This is a genomic window from Spirosoma pulveris, from assembly GCF_054781875.1.
In genome coordinates this window covers 1-25,671 of the sequence record NZ_BAAGTO010000018.1, presented here as the reverse complement: position 1 = coordinate 25,671, position 25,671 = coordinate 1, and the positions used below count along the sequence as shown (strand labels likewise).

At 50.4% G+C, this 25,671-nt stretch carries 30 protein-coding genes; 20 read left to right on the top strand and 10 right to left on the bottom strand.

Annotated features, from left to right (window positions below; translation table 11 throughout):
• The first annotated feature begins 72 nt into the window (after positions 1-72).
• The 4 genes from ACYVJM_RS29775 to ACYVJM_RS29760 all read left to right on the top strand — a co-directional run bounded on the left by ACYVJM_RS29775 (position 73) and on the right by ACYVJM_RS29760 (position 4,026).
• Complete coding sequence (locus ACYVJM_RS29775) at positions 73-1,386, top strand: serine hydrolase domain-containing protein (protein WP_461151773.1); 1,314 nt, start codon at positions 73-75, stop codon at positions 1,384-1,386.
• A 124-nt stretch (positions 1,387-1,510) separates the two neighbouring features.
• Positions 1,511-1,768, top strand: a complete 258-nt coding sequence (locus ACYVJM_RS29770) for a hypothetical protein (RefSeq protein WP_461151772.1) — start codon at positions 1,511-1,513, stop codon at positions 1,766-1,768.
• Between the two features lie 66 nt (positions 1,769-1,834).
• On the top strand, positions 1,835-3,316 hold the full coding sequence (locus ACYVJM_RS29765; protein WP_461151771.1) for a capsule assembly Wzi family protein: 1,482 nt from the start codon (positions 1,835-1,837) through the stop codon (positions 3,314-3,316).
• Between the two features lie 272 nt (positions 3,317-3,588).
• Complete coding sequence (locus ACYVJM_RS29760; protein WP_461151770.1) at positions 3,589-4,026, top strand: hypothetical protein; 438 nt, start codon at positions 3,589-3,591, stop codon at positions 4,024-4,026.
• 188 nt (positions 4,027-4,214) lie between these two features.
• Here the strand turns inward: ACYVJM_RS29760 and ACYVJM_RS29755 are convergent, their stop codons facing one another.
• Entirely contained in the window at positions 4,215-5,342 is a 1,128-nt protein-coding gene (locus tag ACYVJM_RS29755) for an acyltransferase family protein (RefSeq protein ID WP_461151769.1), read from the bottom strand.
• A gap of 151 nt (positions 5,343-5,493) precedes the next feature.
• On the bottom strand, positions 5,494-5,658 hold the full coding sequence (locus tag ACYVJM_RS29750) for a hypothetical protein (RefSeq protein ID WP_461151768.1): 165 nt from the start codon (positions 5,656-5,658) through the stop codon (positions 5,494-5,496).
• Between the two features lie 1,144 nt (positions 5,659-6,802).
• Between ACYVJM_RS29750 and ACYVJM_RS29745 the strand changes: the two genes are divergently transcribed.
• Complete coding sequence (locus tag ACYVJM_RS29745; protein ID WP_461151767.1) at positions 6,803-7,078, top strand: hypothetical protein; 276 nt, start codon at positions 6,803-6,805, stop codon at positions 7,076-7,078.
• 211 nt (positions 7,079-7,289) lie between these two features.
• On the opposite strand, the gene ACYVJM_RS29740 is transcribed toward ACYVJM_RS29745, so the two are convergent.
• From ACYVJM_RS29740 to ACYVJM_RS29725, 4 genes are all read right to left on the bottom strand, one after another.
• Positions 7,290-7,574 (bottom strand): RNA polymerase sigma factor, encoded by a 285-nt coding sequence (locus tag ACYVJM_RS29740; protein ID WP_461151806.1) that lies wholly within the window; start codon positions 7,572-7,574, stop codon positions 7,290-7,292.
• Positions 7,529-7,942 (bottom strand): RNA polymerase sigma factor, encoded by a 414-nt coding sequence (locus ACYVJM_RS29735; RefSeq protein WP_461151766.1) that lies wholly within the window; start codon positions 7,940-7,942, stop codon positions 7,529-7,531. Before ACYVJM_RS29735 ends, ACYVJM_RS29740 begins: the two co-directional genes overlap by 46 nt.
• 85 nt (positions 7,943-8,027) lie before the next feature.
• Positions 8,028-8,183 carry a hypothetical protein gene (locus ACYVJM_RS29730; protein WP_461151765.1) on the bottom strand — a complete coding sequence of 52 codons (156 nt, stop codon included), beginning with the start codon at positions 8,181-8,183 and terminating at the stop codon, positions 8,028-8,030.
• A gap of 47 nt (positions 8,184-8,230) precedes the next feature.
• Positions 8,231-9,193: a glycosyltransferase gene (locus ACYVJM_RS29725; RefSeq protein WP_461151764.1), complete on the bottom strand. Its 963-nt coding sequence runs from the start codon at positions 9,191-9,193 to the stop codon at positions 8,231-8,233.
• A gap of 817 nt (positions 9,194-10,010) precedes the next feature.
• Between ACYVJM_RS29725 and ACYVJM_RS29720 the strand changes: the two genes are divergently transcribed.
• From ACYVJM_RS29720 to ACYVJM_RS29655, 14 genes are all read left to right on the top strand, one after another.
• Positions 10,011-10,388: a LytR/AlgR family response regulator transcription factor gene (locus tag ACYVJM_RS29720; RefSeq protein ID WP_461151763.1), complete on the top strand. Its 378-nt coding sequence runs from the start codon at positions 10,011-10,013 to the stop codon at positions 10,386-10,388.
• Between the two features lie 740 nt (positions 10,389-11,128).
• Complete coding sequence (locus tag ACYVJM_RS29715) at positions 11,129-12,010, top strand: helix-turn-helix domain-containing protein (RefSeq protein ID WP_461151762.1); 882 nt, start codon at positions 11,129-11,131, stop codon at positions 12,008-12,010.
• A gap of 62 nt (positions 12,011-12,072) precedes the next feature.
• Positions 12,073-12,849 (top strand): SDR family NAD(P)-dependent oxidoreductase, encoded by a 777-nt coding sequence (locus ACYVJM_RS29710; protein ID WP_461151761.1) that lies wholly within the window; start codon positions 12,073-12,075, stop codon positions 12,847-12,849.
• Complete coding sequence (locus tag ACYVJM_RS29705) at positions 12,846-13,358, top strand: trehalase-like domain-containing protein (protein ID WP_461151760.1); 513 nt, start codon at positions 12,846-12,848, stop codon at positions 13,356-13,358. The genes ACYVJM_RS29710 and ACYVJM_RS29705 overlap by 4 nt, the downstream gene beginning before the upstream one ends.
• Before the next feature lie 36 nt (positions 13,359-13,394).
• Positions 13,395-14,582: a glycoside hydrolase family 15 protein gene (locus ACYVJM_RS29700; RefSeq protein WP_461151759.1), complete on the top strand. Its 1,188-nt coding sequence runs from the start codon at positions 13,395-13,397 to the stop codon at positions 14,580-14,582.
• 85 nt (positions 14,583-14,667) lie between these two features.
• A complete protein-coding gene (locus ACYVJM_RS29695) occupies positions 14,668-15,411 on the top strand; it encodes a 3-oxoacyl-ACP reductase family protein (protein WP_461151758.1) in 744 nt (247 codons plus the stop codon).
• 12 nt (positions 15,412-15,423) lie between these two features.
• Positions 15,424-16,491 (top strand): SDR family oxidoreductase, encoded by a 1,068-nt coding sequence (locus ACYVJM_RS29690; RefSeq protein ID WP_461151757.1) that lies wholly within the window; start codon positions 15,424-15,426, stop codon positions 16,489-16,491.
• A gap of 16 nt (positions 16,492-16,507) precedes the next feature.
• Positions 16,508-17,227: an SDR family oxidoreductase gene (locus ACYVJM_RS29685; protein ID WP_461151756.1), complete on the top strand. Its 720-nt coding sequence runs from the start codon at positions 16,508-16,510 to the stop codon at positions 17,225-17,227.
• A 9-nt stretch (positions 17,228-17,236) separates the two neighbouring features.
• Entirely contained in the window at positions 17,237-17,692 is a 456-nt protein-coding gene (locus ACYVJM_RS29680) for a hypothetical protein (protein ID WP_461151755.1), read from the top strand.
• A 164-nt stretch (positions 17,693-17,856) separates the two neighbouring features.
• Complete coding sequence (locus ACYVJM_RS29675; protein WP_461151754.1) at positions 17,857-18,666, top strand: aldo/keto reductase; 810 nt, start codon at positions 17,857-17,859, stop codon at positions 18,664-18,666.
• Between the two features lies 1 nt (position 18,667).
• A complete protein-coding gene (locus ACYVJM_RS29670; RefSeq protein ID WP_461151753.1) occupies positions 18,668-19,105 on the top strand; it encodes a nuclear transport factor 2 family protein in 438 nt (145 codons plus the stop codon).
• A gap of 10 nt (positions 19,106-19,115) precedes the next feature.
• A complete protein-coding gene (locus tag ACYVJM_RS29665) occupies positions 19,116-19,370 on the top strand; it encodes a DUF5661 family protein (protein WP_461151752.1) in 255 nt (84 codons plus the stop codon).
• Between the two features lie 11 nt (positions 19,371-19,381).
• Complete coding sequence (locus ACYVJM_RS29660; RefSeq protein ID WP_461151751.1) at positions 19,382-19,690, top strand: putative quinol monooxygenase; 309 nt, start codon at positions 19,382-19,384, stop codon at positions 19,688-19,690.
• 1 nt (position 19,691) lies between these two features.
• Entirely contained in the window at positions 19,692-20,744 is a 1,053-nt protein-coding gene (locus ACYVJM_RS29655) for an aldo/keto reductase (RefSeq protein ID WP_461151750.1), read from the top strand.
• A gap of 654 nt (positions 20,745-21,398) precedes the next feature.
• Here ACYVJM_RS29655 and ACYVJM_RS29650 read toward each other — a convergent pair.
• On the bottom strand, positions 21,399-21,824 hold the full coding sequence (locus tag ACYVJM_RS29650) for a response regulator (protein ID WP_461151749.1): 426 nt from the start codon (positions 21,822-21,824) through the stop codon (positions 21,399-21,401).
• A gap of 458 nt (positions 21,825-22,282) precedes the next feature.
• Here ACYVJM_RS29650 and ACYVJM_RS29645 point away from each other — a divergent pair, with 458 nt between their 5' ends.
• On the top strand, positions 22,283-22,792 hold the full coding sequence (locus ACYVJM_RS29645) for a YybH family protein (protein ID WP_461151748.1): 510 nt from the start codon (positions 22,283-22,285) through the stop codon (positions 22,790-22,792).
• Between the two features lie 118 nt (positions 22,793-22,910).
• On the opposite strand, the gene ACYVJM_RS29640 is transcribed toward ACYVJM_RS29645, so the two are convergent.
• From ACYVJM_RS29640 to ACYVJM_RS29630, 3 genes are all read right to left on the bottom strand, one after another.
• Positions 22,911-23,591 (bottom strand): VOC family protein, encoded by a 681-nt coding sequence (locus ACYVJM_RS29640; protein WP_461151747.1) that lies wholly within the window; start codon positions 23,589-23,591, stop codon positions 22,911-22,913.
• A 144-nt stretch (positions 23,592-23,735) separates the two neighbouring features.
• Positions 23,736-24,560, bottom strand: a complete 825-nt coding sequence (locus ACYVJM_RS29635; RefSeq protein ID WP_461151746.1) for a helix-turn-helix domain-containing protein — start codon at positions 24,558-24,560, stop codon at positions 23,736-23,738.
• The gene (locus tag ACYVJM_RS29630; RefSeq protein ID WP_461151745.1) at positions 24,557-25,360 is read right to left on the bottom strand and encodes an alpha/beta fold hydrolase; all 804 of its coding nucleotides are present in this window, start codon (positions 25,358-25,360) and stop codon (positions 24,557-24,559) included. Before ACYVJM_RS29630 ends, ACYVJM_RS29635 begins: the two co-directional genes overlap by 4 nt.
• Between the last annotated feature and the right edge of the window lie 311 nt (positions 25,361-25,671).

Sequence of the window (25,671 nt, the reverse complement as noted above, 5' to 3'; positions counted from 1 at the left end):
CTATGTGGGTAGGGCTTTCTCCCTACCGGGCCGTAATTGCCCGTCTTTTAAAAAACCTAGCCCTAAACCAGCATGAAAACAGTCTCTATTCAAGGCCTGAGAAATCGGGTTAATTTCCTGCCCATGACGACACGTACCATTATTGTTTACTTTCTCCTGACGGGCGGGCTGACCGGGTTTCTATTCGGCTGTAGTTTCATCAACCTGGATGATCACCGTGATTCGCCAGACCGTAAGATGCAGGAAGCCGTCGACCAGGTACGGTTGGATCTGGAAAAAAGTCTGGGCAACACGGTGCCCTCGATGAACGTGTATCTTCAGACACCTACCCATACGTACTTTGCTTCTTCAGTACCTGCCGGGCGGCAACCCCTCACCCCTATCACCTTCTATCGTTTCGCCAGTGTTACCAAAAACTTTACCGCCACAGCTATTATGAAGATGCACCAGGAAGGCTGGCTCGACTATAAAGCGCTTATCACGGATTTGATCCCCGGTACCCATCAACCTTATATACCTGCCAGCCCCGACTGGAATATGCCCAATAAGAGTCTGATCACCATTAAGCAGTTGCTCCAGCACAGTGCCGGGGTCTACGATACGGATAATGACACCATTCCGGAGTTAAATAGTAGCTACGTCAATTATTATCTGTCCCGGGACTCAACGCATCAGTTCACCGCCGAGGAAATGCTCAAACCGATCATCGATAAGAAGACCAGAGTACCCAGTTACTTCGATCCCGGCACCGGCTATCACTATAGCAACACGGGCTACGTCATCCTGAGTCGGATCATCGAACGAATTTATTCGCTCAAGAGCGGTCAGGCTAAAACGTACGCCGATTACCTGTATGACCACATCACCGGACCCACTAGCCGGGTACCGTTGCCGATCTCATTTCCCTTCCGGGCGGACGATGTGCAGCTCCCCCAACCCAACGTTGCCAGCCTGGTCCGGTGGGCCTCAGGCCGGGCAGATGGATTCGGCCCGGTTAACATGAGTGCTCACGTAGGTGAAGGAAATGGCTACGGTACCTTGGCGGCATTGAACACTTACGTACGCTCACTAATGCGTGGAGAAAATGTCCTGAAGCTGCAGACGGTCAAGCTGATGCAAACCGAGGTATCGACGGCTAATCCGGCCTATGGGTTGGGCACTTCCTATCGCATCAACCTGGGTTACGGCCATAACGGGGCTATTGCAGGCTATCTGACAACGGTGACCTACGACCCGGCCACCGAGGTGTCGCTGGTGGCGATGCTACCCTTGTGGGATCTTACTCAGGGGCCGAATGGAGACACGACATTTGAAAAATGCTTCACGGCAATGTATGACGCTGCCTATGCAGCCCGGGCAGCTTTGGGCTATCCGGGCAAACTCTGAGAAAGACACGGCCGCCTGCGTTGGTTAAGACCGCTCCCTTGTTGAGGAGTGGTCGCCAAGAGAGCTTTTTCTCAAGAGTTTCATCAGTTACCCATTGTGGCTATAACTTAACCCGGCTTTTCAAATGGTTGTGCTTCACTTTACCTGTTCCAATCCACTGGCGGGCCTGCTTGAGTCCAAGGTGAGTGGGGCTGATTTAGAATCCTGCTTAGACTTATTTTCAACGCTGGTAGGATTGGGTTGGCAGCCCATTGAGGTAACGCTTTTAGACGATTCAGAACCGGCTATTGAGCTGCCCGTTAACGCCTTTGATGGAGTCCGGATGAGCGAACCAATCCAGTCACTTCAGCAGCAATGGCAAGAACGGTTATCTGATTATTAATGTGTCTTGACATTACTGACCCTATCAATTCGTACCAGGCATCGTACCAAGACTACCCTAACCACCATGTTAAGGACGCCTCTACCCCTACTTACTTACCTGCTGGTTAACGGATGGTGCCAGGCCCAACCCATAGACTCTACGCGTACCTGGTGGGTTCAAGCAGAATTAGGTGGTTGGCTATCAACGGCACATAGCCAGCCGTTTTGGCTCCAAACGAATCAATCCGGCATTGTTCCCCGTCAGACACCCGCCTTTGCCTGGCGGGCAGGTATCGGGAAAGATTACGCCCGCAATGACACACTGCCCAAACGTCGTCATAGGTTTGGCTGGGGGTTTGGTCTGATTTCGGTCATCAACGTAGGTAACCGAACGCAGGTACTATTGCCGGAAGCGTATGTTAAAGCTAAATGGGGCCCGGTTGAATTATTGGCCGGGTGGCGGCGGCAACTGATCGGACTGGGCGATTCCACCCTCTCAGCGGGCTTCGTCGCCCAATCCGACAACGCGTTGCCCATTCCCAAAATTCAACTGGCTACCCGTGGCTACATACCCTTGGGCTTTCTGCGAAACTGGATAGCCATCAATGCGGGTTACGGCCATGGCTGGTTCAACGTTCCTTACATTCAGGCCTCGTATCTGCATCAGAAATACTTATACTGGCGTTTTGGAAAGCCAGCAGCTAAGCTGAAGATCCACCTAGGTCTAAACCATCAAGTGCAATGGGGCGGCCATGCCGAATACCTGAAAAACCAACCCGGTCTGGCGGTTAACGGCCAGCTACCGGCTTCGATGAAGTATTACCCATACGTTGTTTTTGCCGTCAATCCCGGTGAGTGGTCAACCGCCGACTATACCAGTTTTGACGGGGCCTACCGAATCGGCAACCACGTAGGCAGTATCGATGGGGGGCTGGAGATCCGTTCTGGCTGGGGTAACTGGCTGGTTTATCACCAGCACCCCTACGAAGATGTATCGGGATTGTTATGGTTGAATTTTCCCGATGGCCTGACTGGTGTGAGTTGGTCGAGGCCAGCCAGCCAGGTGACCCATGCTGCCGTCACATTTCGGCGCATCGTCGCCGAATACCTGACTACGCTTGATCAAACAGGCCCAACTTTTGATCTACCCAACTCCCGCTATCAGGGCGCCGATAATTATTATAATCACGGGCAATATCGGGAAGGCTGGTCGTACCTAGGCCGAAGTTTAGGGACGCCCTTTATCGCACCCGGTGTTGATCTCCAGCTCCCCACGCAGGGGGGCGTTTATTTCCCCAACAACCGGGTACAGTCTTGGTACCTTGGGGCTGCAGGTCTACTGAATAACCGCCTGGTATGGACAATCCGCTTTGCCTTTAGTCGTAATTTCGGCACGTTCAGTTATCCCTATAGCTCACCCTTAAACCAGTTTTCGGGCTTAGTAACGACTCAGTTACCACTTCGATGCTGGGCCGGGACACAGCTGATTACCTCGCTGGCACTTGATCAGGGGCGGCTAGAGCCCAATGCGGCTGGCGGTTATATCGGTTTACGGAAGCAATGGTAGCCGTTCGCTTGCGCATTTGGAATAACCCAAATGCTAAGGATTCGGCCTTGACAGTTATTAAAACAAGCCGTCTCTTTAAATGGCCAGTTTTTGAAGCAGACACATGAACGTTTCTTTGTCTTATGAAGGAGGGTTTTGTAAGAACCCGATTTTTAATATCTGTCCAACTCAATCAGTCCCATACGATCTAGACTCTCAACTAACTTCGTTACTATTTTTGCGGTTGACAACAAAGCGGAAGCGACCGGCACTGCTCAGGCTAACCGAAATCTATGCAATCGTATTCAACCCCCAAAGACATTATTCGCTTGGAGCGAATGAATAAAACCTTTACGAAATATCACTTAGGCGATGGCCGGGTGCTTCATCATTTTACGGCGGCCAATGACGAGCTGTTTCATGATCACCCCTGGTCTTTTCGCACGACCATTTTGTCCGGGGGGTACATGGAGGTAGTAGCCGAGCCAAAAGACGACGGGACGTTAGCCCTGATCCGTCACAAGCGCCTACCGGGGACAACCCACCATGTCCAGGCGGGAACGATCCACAAGCTGAGTGGTCTGCTGAAAGGGGACTGCTGGACGCTTATTGAACCCGGCAGGCCTGAGCGCCAGTCGGGCTTCTACAAGGCGGATGAGGCAGGCGTCTGGCACCGGTTCTGGAACCAGCGGAAATGGCGGTTACTGGTTGCGGTACCGAGTCCAGTCTAAATCACTAACTACCGAAACCAGCGTTTTTGCGAGACTGGGACTTTAAGTAGCTTTCCTGTAGTCCCGTACCAAGACCGGTACGGCCGAACTCGGATGGCATTCCGACCGACCGGATACCGCACTCATTCAAGGGCCTTAAGGCCGTTTAACAGGCTGAAAGGGTTCTATCTCGTTTCCTTCACCTAGTCTCACCCTTTAGTAGTTGACCCCACCAGTCGAAGTCGCTTACCGACTTGTATAGCTGGCAACTCAACCAGCCGATATAACACAAAAGAGAGCAGCACTAAAACAAGTAAAACCACTGAAACCGAAACAAGCGAAAAGCCCGACACGGGGAGCCCCTTGAAAAAACGCAGTAACTTATTCAAAAATGGTTGATGGATCAGATACAGACTGTAGCTTATCAGCCCAATAAAGGTCAGTAGGGCCATGGGGATGGACCTCATTTTGACGCGTACGTTTAAAAACCACACGACCACCAAACTCCAGAATAAAGCGGCAAACTGCAACCAGTAATAGCAAGTGGCTTCAAAATAGCTTGATCCGCTCAGCAGGATAAACGAGACGAACATGCTCACCAAGACAATCCTTTGATTGAGTGATTGCCGATCATGATAAGCCTCCGCCAAATATGCCCCGGCTGCCCACACCGCCCAGTAAGTGGGAATTGAATTGATCAACACAAAGTCAACCGGGTCGGCTACGAGCTTGAACTGGCTCACCAAGGTGGAGCTGATGGACAAACCGATTAGCAGCACCAGGATCCGCTTGATGCCAAACCGGTTTCGGAGAAGCAGGAAGATCGGATACACCATATACAACTGTACTTCTAAGGCCAGGCTCCAAAAGCTGGAGTTGATCCCGTACACGGTGGATTTATGTAAATTCTGCACCATCAACAAGTGGCTCACCAGATTAAGCATGCCCGTCTTGGTGGTCACGTAGTAGCCAATGCCCTGGCCGGCTATACAGAAAAACAACAAGGCGAGTAGATAAGGGGGATAGATCCGCCAGAATCGTTTGCTGAAGAAGGTGGATACCTGGAACGATTCAGGCTGGTTCAGGTAGCCCCGGTGAATGAGAAAGCCCGAGATAAGTAGAAACAACTCGACGCCGGTCCACCCATAGGCCACGGGCGAGAAATTAAGCACGACCGGTGCTATACCCGTGCCGGTGAGCGCTAGTCGCCCATGGGTATAGGTATGGCTAATCTGATCCGGAAACAGTTCTAGCTGGGTGTGAAACAGGAAGACCCCTAGAATGGCAATGCCTCGTAGGGCATCAATTTTTTGGATGTGTAGAGCGGGTGCTGTCATCTATACGGATACTCATTACAAGTGTAGTAACTGCCAAACCTCAAGGCACACGATACACGCTGACCAGGCGAGATGTTGGCTGAGCGGTCCTTCAAGCTACTGGTTTAACCTACCCCTTACCGGAGGTATCATAGGCTAGGCATGGGGCCGGTTACTGCTCCAGCAGCCTCTGAATGGGGTTAGCGGCCTGCTGGATGGATTCGTAGACGGCTCGTTTATACTGAGCCAGCCGTAAAGCGAACTGGGCGTAACTAAGGGGCTCTTCATCAATACAGGCCTGAGTTGGCTTTACGGACCTTGTGCGATTGGACTTCATAAGCGGAACTGAGGAAACGAGTTGTCAAGTACCTAAACTAGCTTTGACCAGCTAGCAGATGAAGTAAAACTACCAGCCAAAACAGCGTAGCTATTCCTATTTTCGGCTAAGTGCAGATTTTGAGGGCTAGATGGCTCAAATCAAGGGGTTTACCTAGCGGGCACAGCGACCAATTGAGCGGGTGGTTTCCTCGCCAAGCGAAGTAGCTAGTCTGAAGTCAAGTAAGTATCTGGACTATCGTCTTGCTATTGCTTCCCAGGGGACAGCGAATGACCACTCATTGAAGCTAGATTCATTTTGAGGAGCAATTTGTGAGAACTTATACCTCTTAGATTACAATTTAGAACCGTCGTCAGAACCTTTACTGAGTTGTGGCTGGTCAGATAAGGTTGAAGAAGTATCTTTGTAAACCTTGATTATCAAGGTTGTTGAAAATAAAATGGGACGAGAAAGGCTGCGCTTGAGCGCAGCCTTTCTCGTTATAGATTGTGCTACTAATAAGATCAGAAATTCTAAGCATACCCCGATTTGAGCGTTTTAGGAGACATGTGTTTTAACTTCTGGCCTACGCTATCCGTCGCTTATGCTCCTTTACTTTTAGGTTAAGCGGAGCTGCGCTTTCGTTTAGCCAACGGCACCTGGTCTGGCCGGACGTTCGCCATTATCCGACCCCGCCGGCCACTTATTTTTACGAGCCTGTTGAAAAAAATAATGTTCCCGATTAGGCACTTTGCAGAACGGAAGTGTACCCATAACGATTGAACGCTACCTAGCGTTTTATCGTCCTCCCATTCCGTTTATTGTTAGTAGCCTAAACGATAAGATTGTAACCATCGAGTCTTATCCGGTAGCCTTACTGGTCCTGATCAACGGTTACTTTTGGCAGGTCTGCTCAGTCAAAATGGGCAAGAGCGGTCCCTACGGCCGCTGGTTAGTAGACAAGGGAAGACGGGTCATTTCGCTGGAACTACTATGTACTTGATACCAATCAGTTGATTTAAGGGAAAGCGTACCCCAGCCCGATCTACACCGTGGATCGCTTCATCGAATACGGTACGAGCGGGCTGGGGTGCCAGGTACTGAGCTCATAGAATTATACAACAAACCCTTCGCCACCAGTAAGCTTGCTCACACCACCATTTGAATGGGTAACGCACTAATTAAACCAAACTATTATATCCTTCATTTACGGGAAGGGCAGTACTGTCTGACGGCCACCCAGGATTGGGTATACACCTTTCATCGAATTGAGTTTTTAAGCCAAACCTTAAAGCTACTGGTGCTGGGTGTGTTTGATGCCCAGGCGGATCGATTCCATTGGCGGCTGAGCGAGGCTGAAAAGCCCGCCTATAAAGGGGCAGTCGAGGGGATACTGACAAACTTAAAAGCGACTACCGTCTATAGAATGGGCTTTTTATAGTAGTTGACCGCATTCGTGCTTAGGCTAAATGCGGTCTCCATCTACTTGATCGTCCCGGGTAAGCCGCCTAGCCTATTGGCTTTACCCCTACTGTGGGTTAAGCCAATAGAGGAGTACCGGATTGGTTTTAGGAAATCGCTAGGGGAGAAGGCGTTAGGGATGCTCTCTTTTCTCGCCCAGGCGCTAAATCGACCCCCTAATGATTGGCTCCTTATTTGTCATACTGATAGGCTTTCTGCCGGGACCGTCTCAGGCGCATCTTAACCGCACGCTCCTTCAGCCCCAGCTGGTTGGCAATTTGGTGGGTCGGCAAATCCAGTTCATATGTCAGCTGAAGCATACCCGCTTCCTGGGAAGAGAGTTGATAGAGTGCTTGCGTAAGTAGCTGCAACTGTTCCTCCAGGGTAGCCTCCTGCTGGTCATCGGCTAGTTGATCCATCCGATACTCATCTAAACTCGACATGGGCAATCGCCGGGTGGCTTTGAGTTGGTCCAGGCAATAGTTGAAGAAGATGGCGTAAAGCCAGGTGGAGAAGGTAGAGTTTCCTGGAAACGGTCCAGCCGGTCAAAGGTGCGCATAAAGAAATCCTGGGTGTAGTCCAGGGCGGTGTCGGCATCTTTAGTTAGGGATAGACACCGGTTGTAGACTTTACCCACGTAGCGGTTGTAGAGGGTTTCGAAGCAAACGTTGGGGCGGGTGGCAAAATGCTGGCGGATGAGTGCTTCGTCATTGAGCAGCATGCGTTCATCGCCGCTAACTTGTTGCGTCAATAACTTTATAAGATGGAGGTAGGGCCACAAACTTGTTGCTGAAAAGGGCTTACTCTTCCCTTTCGTCGACGGACCGCTGGTTTTAGCCTGCATTGGGTGAGCCTACCGGGCTGGTCTTTAGAACAAATCAAGGTTAACAAAGACCCCTTGGTCAGGGGCTCCAACCGATTTTAGTTTATTAGTCCCGTTTACTCAATGAACAAAAGCTGGATTCTATCCGGATCAATGCCCCATGGGGGTAGGTCTGCTGCATGAAGTGCGGTTGTTTCTGGAAGCGATCTACATGCAGCAAACGGATGACCACGGGTACGAACCGATGGGGTTCATCAAGCATTCGAACGGGCAGGGCCTCCCGCCGCCGTGGTCGGCTGATAGCCCTACTTAACTTCTTGACTGGCTGGATAACCCGCTCAAGCGGTCCTGTACGAACAGTCGGGTGGAGCGGGGTAGTCGCTGCAGGAGCCAGTAGCTGAGGTAAAGCCTAAGGTTGTATTTTCTTAACAGAGCCAGCGCCGGCTTTTTCAAGGACTCGGGAATCGCCCCGGCGGGTTGCCCCAGCAGGGTCTCATACACCAGCGTCCCGTAATAGTCCCGCCAATTAATCACCCCTCGTCGATAGGCCATTCGTTCCTGCCGACTCCGCAAGGCGCTTCTCTGCCGGGCCAGCACATGCAACACCCTCTCCAGCATCAGCGGCACATTGGCCGACATATTGCCCCCGTGAATGCGGTAGGCGGCAATGGGGTGGGTATGGTGCCGCACCGGATGCTGGCGGGCAATGCGCAGATACAGATCGTAATCTTCGCAGGCTTTCAGGGAGGGGTCGAACCGAAACGGATCGAACAGCGAGCGTCGGTACAACACCGTAGCGTGCATGCCGATGTAGTTACTTTGCAGCAGCCGCCAGTAGTGATCCTGCCCCACCGGCATCTGCTCCCGGGCCAGCAGCCGGCCGGCCGCGTCGACCTTGTCATGGGCACCGGAGACAAAAGCGGCCTGGGAGTGCTGTTGCAGTTGACGCACGTTGACCTCGATGCCATCGGGATACAACCAGTCGTCGGCATCCAGAAACGCCAGGTACTCGCCCTGACTGAGCTGCAGGCCCGTGTTGCGGGCGGCCGATAATCCCTGGTTGGGTTGATAGACATACTGCACCTGGGGGAACTGGCTGGCCACCTGGCGGGTGGTATCGGTGGAGCCGTCGTCGACGACAATGATTTCGCAGCTCGACCAGGTTTGGTAAAGCACGCTCTCAACGGCCTGCGCCAGGAAGTGGCCCTGATTATAACAGGGGATGATGATGGACACCAGCAGCGGTCGGGCGGCAGGGGGTAAGGGGACCATGAGTGGATTGTGAACAACAGGGATTATTCCCGGTAAATTAGTCTTTTACCAGGATAAAACCGTACGCTGAACCGTACGAAGGGGTAATATGAGTAAGTGGTCCCTTTCCCTGCTTCGTAACGGGAAGATGGTAAGTATAGTCATGAGATGACAGCGGGTAAATATTCCCATCCAGATCCCGCCTAATTTCACCCGTCTCCTTTGGCTACCCCTCGAAGGGGGTCTTTGGCTAGCTGAACCGGCAACTGCGTGGCCGCTCTTACCCGCTGGGTAAGACCGTGTCATTGTGCCCTTCTCTACATCGGAGCTTTATCCTAATCCCGGATTTTAATGAATTAGTCAGGTGAGGCCGTTACAACGGTCTCGCCTAAACAATGACCAACTTAACGAGCGGGCTAGCGAGGCCTGTTGTAAACCCATCCGTTGGACCAGGTAGATAATGAAAACCCCACGGATCATCCATCGCCCCGGCGGCTCAAGCCCTCCCTAACCAACTCCTTTCTTACCCAGGGTAGTGACTAACCCGGTTGTTCATCCCTACCGCAAAGGACAGTAGGAGCCAAAGGCTTACCCAAGTGGCCCGCTAGCTAATAAGTCAGCTGGTAGTCGTTTCTTTCCCCTGAATCAGCGTCTAAACCCTTGACGACCATACCGACACTACACCAATAGGGAGAATTCGTAAAACGCCTGGTCCAGCTGAACCAGGCGTTTTATGCATTGAGTCCATGGGCAGACATCAGGACCGCTGGCCAACCCTGCCGGAATTTCCACCCCTGTCCCCTAGTGCCCTGCGGAGTGGGTCCATTTAAGGAACGCCATGAAACCCATACCACTTAAGAAGGGTCGTTTAGTCCTGCCCGGCTACGGCACCCCCCAACCCGTGGCCCAAATCCGCTGGCTGGAAGGCCAGGGCAACTATACCCGCCTCCATCTGAGCGGGCAAAAGAGGCCCTTACTGGTGAGCCGAACCCTGAAAGCGTTTGAGGAGCCATTGCCCGAGTTTCTGCGGGCCAACCGGGGGGCCTTAATCAACCCTGCTTATGTGGGCGCTGTATCCCATCCCAACGCAAGGAGCATGAGCTTGACCCTGCTCGATGGGCAGCTAATCCGGGTGGCTCGCGGCCGGGTCGAGAAGATGGCCGCTAAACTGGCCGCTTTTCAGGAGAGGTCTCCCTTATCCGGATCCGGTCAATAGCCTGCTTGTCCCTGACGAGTGGAGCAGACGTGGTCAGGGGGGCACTTACCCCGGCCGGTGAGCCGACCCAGGTGCCCCCTCGTTTCGCCCCAATCGGCCTTTTTAGCACGCTACACTTAATTTATTGGGCGGTATTACGGCCTCCTGATGAGCGGCATTCAGCAGCATGTTTGTGTAGAGGCGACACTTGAGTATTTGATATTCAGTCATTTGAGTAGTTCGACCGATTAAATGGCAGTCCGTATCATACCCTAAGGAAAATAAGAATTTGGATTACTCAATAGATGACTTTTTGAAGGAGCGATTTGTGAGACACACTAATCTTCTCTTTATAGTGCCCAGCTACGGGCACAACAGTCCTGGTTGAGCTCATGCTAACGGATGTGCTAAGTATTAGAGATAATCTTCCTAACAGATTTTATACATTAAAACCTGTTCGAATTCCTAGAACAAAAAGTAGATCTTTCTAAAAGAGCCTGTTATTTTAAGGGCATGAATCAAAGTTAACGAACGTTTTGTGATTCAGTAAATAAGCTTGTAATCGGTGAATGGCTAATCGAAGCTCGACGTGAGATTAGTACCCAAACCGTCCCAAACCGATCTCCTTCCGTTCCTAGTAACTGGGCCTCTAGTGAGCGATGAAATTAACGTCAGCCGAGTGTTTGCCTTACTGGTCGGCTACATTCAGTAAGACAAACAAGGCACTTTGATTCGTTAAAATCCACTACTAGTAAATCAGAATGATTCCTACTTACCAAATTGCTGATTTTCCATCATTCCAGGCTATTGATAACCAATTCATGGTCGAGCGATTCGAGCATCTACAACGCCCACCGAAATTGCAATGGCCGCACAAGCACAGCTTTTATGAGATTATGTGGCTGACCAGTGGTAAATCGATTAACGTCATCGACTATCACCAAATCACTATTGAACCTGATATGCTCTTTTTTATCTCGCCAGGGCAACTGCATCTGATGAACAAGGCCGAGTCGGTAACGGGCTATTCGTTGACGTTTACGGAAGACTTCCTTTTGCTGAACACACCGAATAAAGATGCCGTCATGGAGTTTGCGTTTCTGGATAATTCGTACGCTAATCCCTATTTCAAGTTAGATGAAGAGGCAATCAAGGAATTAAGACCGGTTATGGAACTGCTGTTCGAAGAGGCAATGCGCCAAGAAAAATCACCTTTTATCATCGCGAATCTATTGTTCGTTTTTCTCAAGCGGATCCAACGGTCCATTACGAATCAGGAAGGCAGCGGCACTGACTTGATCAGCGTGGTGCGGTTTAAGCAACTCAAAAAGCTAATCGAGCATCACTTTAAGCGGGAAACTAGCGTGGAATTTTACGCGGATAAGTTGAATCTGACGGCCCACCGGGTAAACGAAATATGTAAACAGGTCACTGGAAAACCTACCGGAGAGATCATCCGTGACCGCCTGCTGCTGGAAGCAAAACGCCTGCTTTTGCATAGTGAACAACCGATCGGGCATATTGCTGAACTACTCGGGTTTAACGACTTTTCCTATTTTTCCCGGCAGTTCAAAAAAAAAGAAGGCATGACCCCGGCCGAATACCGCAAAGAACTGTACCAAAAATACCAAAGCTACCACTGAAAGTGCCAACATTTTGATCATGTATGGTAAGAATTTTGCGAAAGCAACTAGTGTAACATACAATGAAAAAACTTGAAGGAAAAACGGCTATTGTCACCGGTGCTGATTCCGGTATGGGGCAGGCTGTTGGAATAGAGTTTGCCAATGAAGGCGCCGATGTCGTGGTTTGCTATCACACCGACCTACAGGGCGCAAACAAAACCGTTAATGCGATCCGGGGGGTTAGTAAAAATGCGCTGCTCCAACAGATCGACATTACCGATGAACAGGCGGTGATAGCCTTGTTTGCTAAAGCCATCGACCATTTTGGGAAAGTCGATATTTTGGTCAATTCTGCCGGCGTCGTCGGGGCTAAAAAGCCAGTGACCGAATTAACGGCAGCGGAGTTTGATCTCACGATCAAGTCAGACCTTTATGGTTCATTTTACATATGCCGCAGTTTTGCCCAACACCGGAAGTCTCAAGGTGGCAAAGGAAAGATCATCAACATCACGTCTGTACATGAGGAGATTGCCGCCAAAGGCATGGCCGATTACAATGCGGCCAAAGGCGCCCTTAGGAACTTCACCCGTACGCTCGCGCTGGAGCTGGCTGAACTGCAGATTAATGTCAACAATCTTGCACCCGGTATGATTGTAACGCCAATGAATTCTGATATCCTGGAAAACATGGAAGAGCGGGCGAAAAAAGGCCCCATGACCCCCTGGAAACGCGCCGGTTACCCTGAAGAGATTGGTAAGCTGGCCCTTTTCTTGGCTTCGCCTGATTCCGACTACGTCACCGGAGCCAGCTATGTGATGGACGGTGGTTTGATGCAGCAGATGGGTGCAGAAGTATGACCCCACGCCAACCTGATATTGCTGATCTCGCTGTGATCAGCGATCGCTATACCTGTGCCCTCACTGACAAGGAGGGCACAATTTCATGGTATTGTCCGGGTAGATTTGACCATGAAGCGGTCCTGTCATTGTTGGTGAACGAAGACCTAGGCGGGTTCTGGTCCGTTTCCACATCGGACAAGTCGTTTATAAGCCGCCAGTACCAGGGCCGTTCGAGTATCCTGCAAACGTCTTATGCTATTGGTGACAGGGGAATGACCATCACTGATTTTATGCCGATGAATTCCCTGTTTCAAGGTATCTGCCGAAAATTCTCAGAAACACCGCAGGCGTTGCTAAATGTATTGCTTTTAAGAAAAGACTTTGGCCTGGAGCCGGAGCAACTGGTAGCGATCCGAGATACGATCATCCACTTTCCGTCAACAGGCCTGTATCTATCGGCATCGCACCCCGTAAAGATTGTTGGTGAACGGCTACACTTCGAGGTGCCCGCCGGGCAAAGTGGTTGAGCGGCCCTGACAGACCGGCAAATTTTCGGTGCAGAAATGCTGGAGCAAGCATTTGAAGTTACGTCAGAGGCATGGTTGACCCTTGAAAAGCGGGTCAATTATCATGGAATTTATGAATACGAGGTCAGAAATTCACTTCGTGCACTCCAGCAGCTTACCTACTATCCATCAGGTGGTATCATCGCTGCGGCAACAACCTCTCTTCCTGAAGTGACCGGAGGTGAACGCAATTACGATTACCGTTATGTGTGGATGCGCGACGCTGCGCTGATCACGGGTGCTTTAGTACAATTGGATACGACCGGACGACTGGAGCAGGACTTCCTTGGTTTTATTGCTGGAGCAATGCGAGAAAATCACGAGATCCATGTTTCCTGCTTTTATGCAATTGACCGCACCCTGAATTCTGCCCACCGTGAACTACCACTTTCCGGCTATCTGGGCAGCCGTCCGGTACGGGTCGGCAATACGGCGGCCAAACAGTTTCAGTTAGATGCGGAAGCAAACATACTATTGGCGTCGAAGCTTATTTATGACAAGTCCCATGAAAAGTTCCATTGGGACTACGTGGTCAGTATTGCTGATTTCATCTGCAAGAATTGGGAACGGAGGGACAATGGTATATGGGAAGAAGAACAGCAACAGCATTACACATCCAGCAAAGCTTTTGCCGCTCGCGGGCTAGAACTGATGGCTGATTATCAAAATGATAAGGCCGTGGCCGAACGCTGGTTGAGGAATGCTCGTCTTATCCGGCAATTCATCGATGAACATTGCATGACCAACGACGGTGCCTATGCCATGTTTGCCGGTTCACAAGACGTGGACGTTACCACCGCGTTGTTTGTCCCCTGGGGATATGACCGGGCGGACAGTAAAGCCATGATCACGACGATTTCGCGTATAGAAAGGGAATATAGCCAGAATGGGTTGTATCGACGCAGGCTTGAAGAATTTGATTCATCAAAGGAAGGTATGTTCCTGGCAGCAAGCTGTTGGATGTCCCATTACTACAGCATTGCTGGCGATCTTCATAAAGCACAGGCCATATTGGAAGCTGTTTTAAAATGTAGCAACGACTTGGGCTTTTTCAGCGAGGAAGCCGATGTGGAACACGGGGTGATGCTGGGCAATTTTCCCCAGACCTTTGTTCACTCTTCGTTTATATGCGCGGTGCAAGGACTGCAAAAAGCCTTGCATGGAATGGATAGCACCGTCCGATGAGTGATGCACGAAAAGTACCAATAGCTGTACAGCAAGTTCTAACGGGTTCGGTACCTCGCCAATACCTTTGTACAGCTATTCGACTATGAACAATTCGACACTGAAACAACAAGTAGCCTTGGTAACGGGCGCTTCTCGGGGGCTTGGCCGGGCAATTGCCCTATCGCTTGCTGAAGCGGGCGCAACAGTAATCATCAACTTTAACAGCAGCCCTGAAAAAGCGGACCAGGTGGTAACCGAGATACAGACATCAGGAGGCACTGCCCTGGCGATACAGGCTGATGTATCGGATGAGCAGTCGGTCAATGACCTGTTTTCGACGATCAAACGGGAGACCGGCAACGTGGACATTGTGGTTAATAATGCCGGGATCAATCCGGTTAAACCACTGCTTGAGGTTTCCTTGGCGGACTTTCAGCGATCGCTCGCGGTCAATCTGACGTCCGCTTTTTTAGTCACACAGGCCGCACTTCCGGCCATGATCGAGAAGCAGCATGGCCGTATCATTAATATATCATCCGTTGCTGCCCAGTTAGGGGGTGTGATCGGGCCTCATTATGCCGCAGCGAAAGCCGGCATGATCGGTCTGACGCATTCCTATGCGACCATGCTGGCCCAGTACGGCGGTATTACCGCCAATGCCATTGCACCGGCGCTGATCGAGACCGATATGATCAAAGGCAATTCAAGTATCAAACCCACACTAATCCCTATCGGCAGGTTCGGCCAGCCGGAAGAGGTAGCAGATGTGGTGAGGTTGTTGGCAACTAACGGTTACATCAATGGACAGACGATCAACGTCAATGGCGGCTGGTACATGAGTTCATAAAATTAAATCACGATGCAAGAATCCAATGTAGCCTTGGTGGTCGGTGGTAACGGTATTATTGGCCGCAACACCACCCGATACTTAGAATCGGCCGAAAACTGGAAACAGGTGATCGTCACGTCCAACAGGCCGTTGGATTATGACACTACCGCATCAACGGTACAGATGGACCTGCGCGACCCATCTTCGTTAGACCGGAAGGCAGCAATGCTGGCAGCAGTCACGCATGTGTTCTACGCTGCTTACATGGAACGCCCGACATTGGCCGAACAGACCAGTGATAACCTGCTGCTGTTACAAAACCTGGTCGAGGGCCTGGAAAGGCACGCGCCGGCATTTAAACACATCACCTTTATTCAGGGAGGCAAGGCTTACGGCGCCCATCTGGGTAAATACAAAACACCGGCGTTGGAGAGCGACGCAAGGCACTTTCCGCCTAACTTTTACTACAGCCAGCAGGATTACCTGACCAAACAATCTGCAGGCAAATCATGGAGCTGGACAGCGGTGCGTCCTGATATCATGGTGGGCTATGCCGTCGGTAACCCGATGAACATGGCCAACCTGATCGCTGTGTACGCAACCTTATGCCGGGAGCTTGATGTGCCTTTCCGTTTTCCGGGATCGGATAAAGCCTTTGATGTGCTGGTCAATGTCACGGATGCCGAGATCCTGGGGAAAGGCATGGAGTTCGCTGCCCTCAACGAGGAATGTTATGAAAATATCTATAACGTAACCAATGGAGACATCTTCCGCTGGCGACAGATATGGCCAGCCTTGGCTGACTATTTCGGCGTGAGTACTGCTGATCCGATTACATTTAATCTGGTGACCTATATGGCCGACAAAGAAATGGTATGGCAGGCTATCGTCAACCGTTACAACCTGAAGCCCTATACCATCGGCGATCTGGCTAACTGGCCTTTTGGTGATTTTATTTTCAACGTAGAAGCTGACGCTTTCTTTGATGTCAACAAGTTCCGGCGTGCCGGATTTCACCACATGCACAAGCCCAGCGTTGATTCTTTCCTTGAAACATTCGATGAGCTGAAAGCCGAGCGGATCATTCCTGCCTATTGACTAAGAAAGTAAGAAAATGAGTATCCAGAATAAAACCGTGGTAATCGCTGGAGGAAGTTCCGGAATGGGACTTGCACTGGCCAAAAAAGTAGTTGCTGAGGGCGGCACCGTACACCTGCTGGGCAGCAGTCAAGATCGAATGGATAAAGCCGTTGCCCAGTTCACCGATGCGGAAAAGGTCAAGGGGCATGTGCTTGACATCAGCCATGAGGATCAGGTGAAAGCGCTAGCGGAGCAACTCGGTGCGATCGATCACCTGGTGAGTACAGCGGCAAGGCTCACCTTCAAGCCCCTCTCCGAACTCTCATCATCCGAAATCAGCGATATGATCGGTTCCAAATTATGGGGTCCCATCTTATTGACTAAATGCCTGGCAGGCAAAATCAACAAAGACGGCAGTATCGTCTATTACTCCGGGGCCGCTGCCGATAAGGGTAGCGCCGGTGCGGCCATCGTAGGCGCGGTCAATAGCGCTTTACATGGGCTGGCCAAGAATCTGGTTTATGAACTGAGCCCGGTACGGGTAAACGTGCTCTCACCAGGAGTGGTATCCTCACCCACTTGGGATTTTATCCCGGAACGGGAACGCGCCGGTTTTTACAAAAGTGCCGCCGAAGGCCTGCCTGCCCAGATCATCGGACAACCGGACATGCTTGCTGAGGCTGCGCTGTACCTGATGTCAAATCCCTATACCAACGGAACAGTGCTTACTGTCGACGGCGGGGCTAACGCATAAGCTTTATCAATGCCTTACTACGAAATACTCGATCATCCACCGCTTTATATTTCAATTACCGACTCGCGGGACGGACGGGATGAGTACCAGCAAGAACTGGATGCTTCTGCTTGCCAACTGCGATGCGGGGGCAACTGCGTATGGCTCCGGCTGTTCAAAATGGACCGTGCACTGCCTAAGCCATCGAGGGAGAATAATGAAGCCAGGAACGTATGGCTGGATGAAAACAGGAGTCTGATGCGGCAAAAGGTGAAAGCGGTCATCAATGTCGTGGATGAGCCATTCTATGAACAAGCCAGACGGATCAATATCGAAAAGGCTTACGGCGTCTGCGGCACCTGCTGCCGCAATGTGCCGGAAGCACTGGAATGGATCAAATTGAACGTGTCTCTGCCGAATGTAGCGTCACTGAGGAGGGATGCGATCATGACAGCCATCGACGAACGCCTTCAGAAAGATTTATAACGGTCAAACGAAAGAATTGGAATGTATGCCAGGCTTCCTGGTACCGAAAATCCGGGTGCTGTTCTGTTGCCGTTGCTTTTCGTCCGTCAAACCAGGGGCAGTTTGTGCATTTATCCTGTAATCAGGACCGATCAGGCTCAGCTATGACAACTATGTTGAAACGAATGATACCCTCCACCGGTGAACCGTTGCCGGTGATCGGGCTTGGCAGCTGGCAGACACTTGACGTGAGCAATAGCCAGCGTAACCCCATTTACGAGCAGATCTTCCAAACGCTTTATACCGGTGGGGGACGCCTGATCGACAGTTCGCCGATGTACGGCCGTTCGGAGAAGGTCATCGGTGATATTACCTCCACGATGGAGGTGGGCGATGAATTCTTTTACGCCACCAAGGTATGGACGAATGGCATGCAGGAAGGCATTCGCCAAGTTGAAAACTCGCTGCATCAGATGCGCCGGTCGCGGCTCGACCTGGTGCAGGTTCACAACCTGGTGGACTGGCAGACGCATATCCGGTCTTTACGTCGCTTTAAAGAACAAGACAGATTGCGCTATATCGGGATCACGCACTACACCGATGCCAGCCATGAAGCACTCGAAAAGATAATCAATACGGAGCCGATCGACTTTGTCCAATTCAACTATTCCCTGACCGAGCGCCATGCGGAAGAGCGATTGCTTGGTGCAGCAAGCGATGCCGGGGTTGCAACGATCATCAACCGGCCGCTTGGCGCCGGGCTTCCCTTAAAAAGAGTGGTGGGGAAGCCAGTTCCCCAATGGGCTGCCGAGGCAGGTATGGATACCTGGTCTTCGTTTTTCCTGAAGTATATCCTGGCACACCCAGCCGTTACCTGCGTGATCCCTGCGACCAGCAACAGCAAGCATGCGATCGATAATATAGCCGCCGGTAGCGGTCCGCTGCCTGATGAGGCGCTCCGCCGGCGAATGGTCGACTACATAAAACAACTATGAGATGAACAAACTGGCTGCTATAGAAGAGATCAGGCAACTGAAGGCCCGTTATTTCCGATGCCTGGACAACAAGGATTGGCCAGGCCTGGCCGCTTGCCTCACCGATGATGTCAGTTTTCACTATCCTCCCGGCAAGATCAGCGTGGCGGGAAAGGAGGAACTGATCGGTAATTTTTCAGAACGACATGCGCATACCATTACGGCCCATTCGGGCTCTATGCCGGAGATCAACCTTAACACGGCTGTTGAGGCCGACGGAATCTGGTCAATGACCGATCTGGTGGTCAATAGAGATGGTCAGGATAAGCCGACGACCACCCAGGGTTTCGGAAGATACTATGAAACCTATCAGTACCTAGATGGCCGCTGGCTGATCAAAAGCATCAGGCTGGAACGGATTTTAGTTATCACCCCACAAGTCAAGATTTTACCAATATAAAAAGAGCAAAATGGAACAGGAAAATAAACAGCATTTTACAAAAGAAGAAGCCTACCAGATCGGTTCGCAGCTAGGTATAGACTGGACAAAAACTATTATTGAGGAATTCCGGCAGGGCCTGGAGATCGAATTGGAACACGGACTACACGACCCCTCAACGGACGTGACGGGTAACGATCCCCTTTTAACGGGTAAGATCGCTCTGGCCCACCTGAACGAATTCCCGGATTATTATTCAAGGTTGATCAAATGCTTTAGCCATTAAGCCGATTACGGATGAGAAAAAATACAACGATCGCCTTGACGGCAGAGATCACTATTCTGAACGGATTTGAAAGCGAAGTTCTTTTGGCTGCTCAGAAGGTGTGGGAAGCTACGCGAAACGAGGATGGCAGTGAACTGTTCCTGCTCAATACCCGAAAGGACACAACGAATGTTATCCTGTTTTATGAAGTGTTTAAAACCCAGGAGGCCTTCGACGCGCACGTACGCGTTGACCATACAGTCGCTTTCCTAAACTGCTTAAAGGGAAAGGTCGTAGGTGATGGCCCGGCATTAACGTTTTTAGACCAATATACTGATTAACATGGAATACAGACAACTGGGCCATTCGGGATTACGTGTGCCCGTTTTGAGCTTTGGTACCGCCACCTTTGGCGGTGGCAATGATTTCTTTAAGGCCTGGGGCAGTACCCAGGTCAACGAAGCGGCTCGATTAATTGACCTCTGCTTAGAAGCGGGGGTCAATTTATTCGATACGGCCAATGTTTATTCGGCCGGTATGGCCGAGGAAATACTTGGGCAGGCTATCGCAGGCAAACGGAACCGGGTGCTCCTGTCGACTAAAGCTACCTTCCCCATGGGTAACGGAGCGAATGATTTTGGCTCGTCCAGCGTACACCTGATCAGTGCCTGTGAAGATAGTTTAAAGCGGTTAGGTACCGACCACATCGATATTTACCACATGCATGGCTTTGATGCCAATACGCCGATCGAAGAAACATTAAAAGCGCTGGAACAACTGGTGACAAGTGGTAAGGTTCGTTATATCGCCTGCTCCAATTTTTCAGGCTGGCACCTGATGAAGTCGCTGTCCATTTCCGAGCGGTATGGCTGGTCACGCTATATCAGCCACCAGGCCTACTACTCGCTGCTAAACAGAGACTTTGAGTGGGAACTCATGCCCCTCGGCATCAAGGAAAACGTGGGGACCATCGTCTGGAGCCCACTGGCAGGCGGTAAACTTTCCGGAAAATACCGCAGGAATGAACCAGTTCCCCAGGAGGGCCGTGTCGCGCAGGGCGGCAGTCCCGTGGTCAACAGCGAAGAGGATGAACGCAGGCTGTATACTATTGTGGATGTACTAACTGAACTAGCTGAAGAAACCGGGAAATCGGTAACGCAGATCGCATTGAACTGGGTACTTCAGCGGCCTACCGTAGCCAATGTGATCATTGGAGCAAGAAACGAGCAGCAACTGCTTCAAAATCTGGAAGCGGTGGGTTGGAACCTCAACGTCGAACAGATTAAACGCCTGGATGCGGTTAGTGCTATCAGACCGGCGTATCCCTATTGGCATCAACGACAATTCGAAATGCTCAACACTGCCCCTAATCTGTACGGACATCTGCGGAAGTAAACAGTCAACATGCCGAGCGAAAGCAAACAAACGTTGCAATGAACAATAAGCCTTCGAATACCGTATGCTCTATGATTGAGCCGCGTTGGCGGACCACTGGACAGCTATTAAAACTAGCGAAATGCATCCTCCTATTGCACATTTCCGTACCGAACTTTTTTATACGGATACCAGCGCCCGGCGAAGTTTAGGTTTTCGCTTACGTTGATGCATCTAGTGGGGTCTTTGGGGCAATAGAATTCCGCTGGGGCTAGGCCGCCTGTTTTCCTTTTTATTATGGTATGGAGTTGGCTATGTGTGGTTGCCTGTGCGGTCGGGATGCTGTCAACAGGCAAGGGACTTGGCGGGGACGCCCGGGGGTAATCTGTAGCCGCAAAATCTTTTGTCAATCATATCATGCTTAAAAGTCGCTTCCTTAACGAGAAGGACTGGTCTACCGTTTCATTTAACGCCCGAATTATCGATACGCATATCGCCCTTCGTCTCAGATGGGAGCGTTTTTGTAAGACGATTAGTTTTTAATAATTGTCCAAATAGTTAGTAACCTACGCTCCTTGGGAAAGGACAACGCCTTGCACAACCGGGCGTTGTCCTTTTGGTCGATAGCTATAATTAATGCCACCCTGACATTAACCGTTTTGGGCGAGTGTCAAGTTAAAGATTACCATCCGGATGCAGACATTCACTCCAATAAGCCAGAATCAATCTGATCTGTTCTTTCAGGTTGGAATAGCGTACCGGTTTCTTAAAGTACCCCTGAACCGTTTCGTCGTAGGCCGTCCGAACTAATCCAGGATCGGCGGCCGTCGAGACAAACAGGAAGGGAATGGATTTTCGTCTCAGATACTCATTTTGGTTGAGCTGTTTTCGTAGCTCGATGCCATTGATGACCGGCAAATTGATGTCACACAAGATGAGAAAAGGTTTCTGGGCGGTACTCTCTAAATACTGAAGCGCCGTTTTGCCATCCCTAAAAAAGAGTAATTCATTGGCGACTTGAAGCTCCTTGAGGGCGACGCTCACTAACTGTTGGTCGTCCTCATCATCTTCGATACAAACTATGGGGCCGGTTGTTGACAAAAGAAAAGGATTGGAAATGAGCTTAGTACAAACTCACATGAACATTACCTATGAATCCATAGAAATGTTTCGTATGTATGAATGAGCGTTTCACCCTATACACTCAACCAGCTTACTGGCCATAGCCAACGGATAGATTCAGGGGTTGTCATAGCGATCACATAGCTGTTCTCCCTTCGGCTGACCTTCATAAAATCAGATCAGTCTACGTACTGGGCTCTACTCACTAACCGTTGACTACTTCGTCTTTTTAAGTGCCCATTATAGAAAGCCGCTTTATAACTGCTCTCTAGTCTCACGGGGGAGCATTTTATGATACAGTGATTTATAGGAACTGTCCAGTGGCCAGTCGAAATGCCTCAATAAAGGCTTCCCCTCGTTTACCGATGAATAAAGCAGGCGAGGTCAGGTGTATTTCTTTGGGTAGCTTACAAATTAGTTTATGTAAAGCCCAAATCATGAAAATAAACGCAGCTTTCCGACGAGCTTTGACCCTTACGCTCATGCTTACTTCATCGGGCCTCCTGGCGCAAAATGCCCAAGACTCGTTATCAATTTATACCATTCTCCGACAGGAGGAGCAGGCCTGGAACAAAGGGGATGCCCCGGCCTACTCCCAGTCATTTTCCGCTGATGGCACCTTTACCAATATTGGGGGTATGTTCTTCAAGGGCCATCAAGCGTTTTTGGATCAGCACGAGGTGATTTTCAACAGCTTTTTTAAGCATACGGTCTTAAGGCAGAAAATCGTGTCTTTGAAATTTGTCCGCTCCGATGTGGCCCTTTTAGAGACCTTGTGCCAGGTCTCCGGCTTTGCCAAAGAAGGGCTTCCCCCCAGAATTCAATTAGATGCCAAGGGGCAACTCAACACCCGTTTACTCCAGGTGGTCACCAAAGAGGCCGGTGCCTGGAAAATTGTCTCGTATCACAATGTCGATATAAAACCCGGCACCCCCATCCCCGAATAGGTAGTATCCGTTTTAAGCGTCTAATTAGGGGTGTAGCGACCAATCGGCCGGGATTGGATCGCACTCGTGTGCGTTTAAGCAGGTAGTGAAAAGCCTCTGGCCGGAAAGCAGGCATTCGCTACCAGGTAACGACTAAGGGAAGAAGAGGCATAAAACGTTGCTGTTGATCGTATTTGCCCACGTCAAATTGTAGCGTGATCCGGTAGTCCTCTCCGGGTGAACAGTGAATTAGGCTTTCAGCAAGCACCTTTTTCATCGCCGGCGATAAGGCGTCTGTGGACGGGGGTAGTGTTAAGGTTACCTTCGTCAGTTCCTGGAACCCCTTCGCATGCGTCAGAGGCTGTTGCTTTTCTGGCGGGTAGTCTTTAGGAGCTAAGCCAAAAAAGGGCATCTCAAAGAGCATGGGTTCAGCCGGATAGTCCTCATTGGAGGCTATGTTGTCATACTGGCCTGGGGGTAAATAATCGGAGTGATAGCGCCAGCCATCCTCAAAAAGTAAGCGAATGGACTGGCCCGATGGCGGCTTGGTTCTGAAACAAAGGCCAAAGGGACAATACTGGGTGCACTCGTATTGTGAGCGTTCCCATAGGTTGGTTCGTTTAAGCACCGGATTTTTAAGTTCATCCGCCCGAATCACCCAGGCCAATTCTAGATACGCATTCTGAAAAAAGAAGCGTCGACAAGCGGTTCCTTGTCCGGGATGGACATTAGGGGTGCCTTCCGTTAGGCCAACCGATTGTAAGGTGGTGGCGGCTTGTTGAGCCCGATGCGTAAAGATAAATACATGATCTAACTCCATTGTATGGACATTTAGTACTCGTCAGGGAAGACTTTCTAACGGGAGGAATGGATGGTTAAAAGCCACGACCCATCTACCAGGTGAGCTGGATTAACAGGTTAACCTAGGTTAGGTCGGCCATTTCAGTCGTATGTTTCGACTAGTTTAAAGATTGACGATAATCTGGGGACGTTGGCCATATTCTTTCATTAGTAAGTTCGGTGTAACACGGGCAAATTGCTTGAAATCTTTCACCAGGTGGTCATAATCGGTATAGCCGAATTCAACCGCTACGGTCAACCAATCCTGATCAGGGTGCCTTTCTTTATAGGTTATCGTCTGAAAAAATCGACTAATCCGACTGTAAAGTTTGGGGCCAATGCCAATCCGTTCGCTAAATTTTCGCTCAAATTGACGGGAACTCAGATTGGCTTGATCCGCCAGCCAATCCAATGAAAAAGGTACCGGGTGATGCAGTAATAGCTCCCCAATGCGATCAATGGGATGCGCTTCCCGCTTGACCTTTTTTAATTTACTTACCATGTACTGCTCAATCCGTTCGATCATCTCAGTCTCGTCTTTCGCATTCGCCAGTTGATCATTGACCGTCTGTAATTCCGAATTTAGGACGGACTCCCCATCACAAAACTGCCCGGTCAGCTCCGTACTGGGCATCCCGACTAAACGATAGAGAGCCCCCGGTTGAAAAATGACCTGTACCATCAGGAAGTCGGTCTGCACAACGCATTGGAAGTCAAGCCGGGAGACTTGTTGGCCAAACAGGGCATTTTGGGCGATCGGTACCGTTCTTCCCGTTCCTGAATCATGAGAGGTAATAAATCCCCGAACGAAAAATACCAGGGCCTGCTCCAGCCGCGTTGGATACGGGGTTTTGGGGAAATCAGCGGGATGATAAACCAGATTGACCAGCAGATAATTTCTTACATAGGACTGCAGGGCCAGGCAAGGACGTATTTCACGAAAGATCATAGCACCTGAAGGATAGCTACCAGTTTTTCGGGCATGGAGAAAAACGGGGAATGACTACTGGCTAAGGTATACATTTTCTGGATCGGTACGTTATTGGCTATACTCTGTTTGTCCAGGTCTTTGGCCTGAGTACAAAGAATATACACTTTTGGGATAGCTCCGTACTGAGCATCCGACACCTGTACCGGTGTCCCCAGACAACCCATGGGTTGCGGCCCTATGTGCGCTTTGGCAAAGGCTATATCGTCAGCCGAACAGTCCTGGTAAAATAACTGGGCGACTCGAGCCGGATCGACCCTGGAAGTCTGCTTGTCATCCGCTAGCAGAAGGCACTGACTTAGGGAGGGTCCTAACGCAGGTTTACCCGCGGCTTTATTCAGTTCTTCGGCTTTGGCGGCCAGGGCAAAAACAGACTCACCATTTTTAGGCATAAAGGCATCCAGAAAGACCAGTTTGGCCACTTTCTGTTTGCCTAATCGCTCAGCGGCCTGGGCAATCACAACGCCCGCCATGGAGTGGCCAACGAGAATAATGGGACCTGTTTGGGCCTTGGCGAGCTGAACGACTTTATTTGTATACTCCTCCAGAGTAACCGTAACGGGGGAAGTTTTGTCGTCACCGTGCCCGGGCAAATCCATCGCCACCACCCGATTACCCTTGGCTTCCAGCAGGGGTACTACCTTTTTCCAACACCAGGCCCCCTGCCAGCCTCCATGAACGAGCACGTAGGTTTTCGATTGAGCGCGGGAAACGGTTTGACATAGGCCAGCAAGGAGCAGCAAAAGAAGACTTATTTTCATGATTGTCGCGGTTTAATGTCCGTTACAAACCTATCCCTTCGCAAGCAGATACAACAAGTAAAAAATCGACATCTATTTCCGGCTAGTACAGCCTGTTATAGATTATACTAGCCTTGACCCACCCGTTCATAAAACGCCCGATTTAAGGAGCAAATACATATAATTTTTTTCGTCTCAGTAATCGCTCGTGGCTGTTGCACAACTCTGCTTTCTAACTTGACTTTTGGTTGTCTAATCAGGCTGATCGGATTTTCTACCTTCGGTTCCCTTTCTCAGTTAAGAAAAAGCAGCTCAAAACCTCGAAAAATATC

Excerpts from the sequence above, each read along its gene's own strand:
- ACYVJM_RS29645 (WP_461151748.1), top strand. The coding sequence starts at position 22,283 with ATGAAAATAAACGCAGCTTTCCGACGAGCTTTGACCCTTACGCTCATG.
- ACYVJM_RS29670 (WP_461151753.1), top strand. The coding sequence starts at position 18,668 with ATGAACAAACTGGCTGCTATAGAAGAGATCAGGCAACTGAAGGCCCGT.
- ACYVJM_RS29770 (WP_461151772.1), top strand. The coding sequence starts at position 1,511 with ATGGTTGTGCTTCACTTTACCTGTTCCAATCCACTGGCGGGCCTGCTT.
- ACYVJM_RS29760 (WP_461151770.1), top strand. The coding sequence starts at position 3,589 with ATGCAATCGTATTCAACCCCCAAAGACATTATTCGCTTGGAGCGAATG.
- ACYVJM_RS29665 (WP_461151752.1), top strand. The coding sequence starts at position 19,116 with ATGGAACAGGAAAATAAACAGCATTTTACAAAAGAAGAAGCCTACCAG.
- ACYVJM_RS29685 (WP_461151756.1), top strand. The coding sequence starts at position 16,508 with ATGAGTATCCAGAATAAAACCGTGGTAATCGCTGGAGGAAGTTCCGGA.
- ACYVJM_RS29735 (WP_461151766.1), bottom strand. The coding sequence starts at position 7,942 with ATGCAGGCTAAAACCAGCGGTCCGTCGACGAAAGGGAAGAGTAAGCCC.
- ACYVJM_RS29700 (WP_461151759.1), top strand. The coding sequence starts at position 13,395 with ATGCTGGAGCAAGCATTTGAAGTTACGTCAGAGGCATGGTTGACCCTT.
- ACYVJM_RS29775 (WP_461151773.1), top strand. The coding sequence starts at position 73 with ATGAAAACAGTCTCTATTCAAGGCCTGAGAAATCGGGTTAATTTCCTG.
- ACYVJM_RS29635 (WP_461151746.1), bottom strand. The coding sequence starts at position 24,560 with ATGATCTTTCGTGAAATACGTCCTTGCCTGGCCCTGCAGTCCTATGTA.
- ACYVJM_RS29655 (WP_461151750.1), top strand. The coding sequence starts at position 19,692 with ATGGAATACAGACAACTGGGCCATTCGGGATTACGTGTGCCCGTTTTG.
- ACYVJM_RS29695 (WP_461151758.1), top strand. The coding sequence starts at position 14,668 with ATGAACAATTCGACACTGAAACAACAAGTAGCCTTGGTAACGGGCGCT.
- ACYVJM_RS29640 (WP_461151747.1), bottom strand. The coding sequence starts at position 23,591 with ATGGAGTTAGATCATGTATTTATCTTTACGCATCGGGCTCAACAAGCC.
- ACYVJM_RS29755 (WP_461151769.1), bottom strand. The coding sequence starts at position 5,342 with ATGACAGCACCCGCTCTACACATCCAAAAAATTGATGCCCTACGAGGC.
- ACYVJM_RS29675 (WP_461151754.1), top strand. The coding sequence starts at position 17,857 with ATGATACCCTCCACCGGTGAACCGTTGCCGGTGATCGGGCTTGGCAGC.
- ACYVJM_RS29710 (WP_461151761.1), top strand. The coding sequence starts at position 12,073 with ATGAAAAAACTTGAAGGAAAAACGGCTATTGTCACCGGTGCTGATTCC.
- ACYVJM_RS29725 (WP_461151764.1), bottom strand. The coding sequence starts at position 9,193 with ATGGTCCCCTTACCCCCTGCCGCCCGACCGCTGCTGGTGTCCATCATC.
- ACYVJM_RS29705 (WP_461151760.1), top strand. The coding sequence starts at position 12,846 with ATGACCCCACGCCAACCTGATATTGCTGATCTCGCTGTGATCAGCGAT.
- ACYVJM_RS29660 (WP_461151751.1), top strand. The coding sequence starts at position 19,382 with ATGAGAAAAAATACAACGATCGCCTTGACGGCAGAGATCACTATTCTG.
- ACYVJM_RS29730 (WP_461151765.1), bottom strand. The coding sequence starts at position 8,183 with ATGCTTGATGAACCCCATCGGTTCGTACCCGTGGTCATCCGTTTGCTG.
- ACYVJM_RS29745 (WP_461151767.1), top strand. The coding sequence starts at position 6,803 with ATGGGTAACGCACTAATTAAACCAAACTATTATATCCTTCATTTACGG.
- ACYVJM_RS29630 (WP_461151745.1), bottom strand. The coding sequence starts at position 25,360 with ATGAAAATAAGTCTTCTTTTGCTGCTCCTTGCTGGCCTATGTCAAACC.
- ACYVJM_RS29750 (WP_461151768.1), bottom strand. The coding sequence starts at position 5,658 with ATGAAGTCCAATCGCACAAGGTCCGTAAAGCCAACTCAGGCCTGTATT.
- ACYVJM_RS29690 (WP_461151757.1), top strand. The coding sequence starts at position 15,424 with ATGCAAGAATCCAATGTAGCCTTGGTGGTCGGTGGTAACGGTATTATT.
- ACYVJM_RS29680 (WP_461151755.1), top strand. The coding sequence starts at position 17,237 with ATGCCTTACTACGAAATACTCGATCATCCACCGCTTTATATTTCAATT.
- ACYVJM_RS29715 (WP_461151762.1), top strand. The coding sequence starts at position 11,129 with ATGATTCCTACTTACCAAATTGCTGATTTTCCATCATTCCAGGCTATT.
- ACYVJM_RS29720 (WP_461151763.1), top strand. The coding sequence starts at position 10,011 with ATGAAACCCATACCACTTAAGAAGGGTCGTTTAGTCCTGCCCGGCTAC.
- ACYVJM_RS29765 (WP_461151771.1), top strand. The coding sequence starts at position 1,835 with ATGTTAAGGACGCCTCTACCCCTACTTACTTACCTGCTGGTTAACGGA.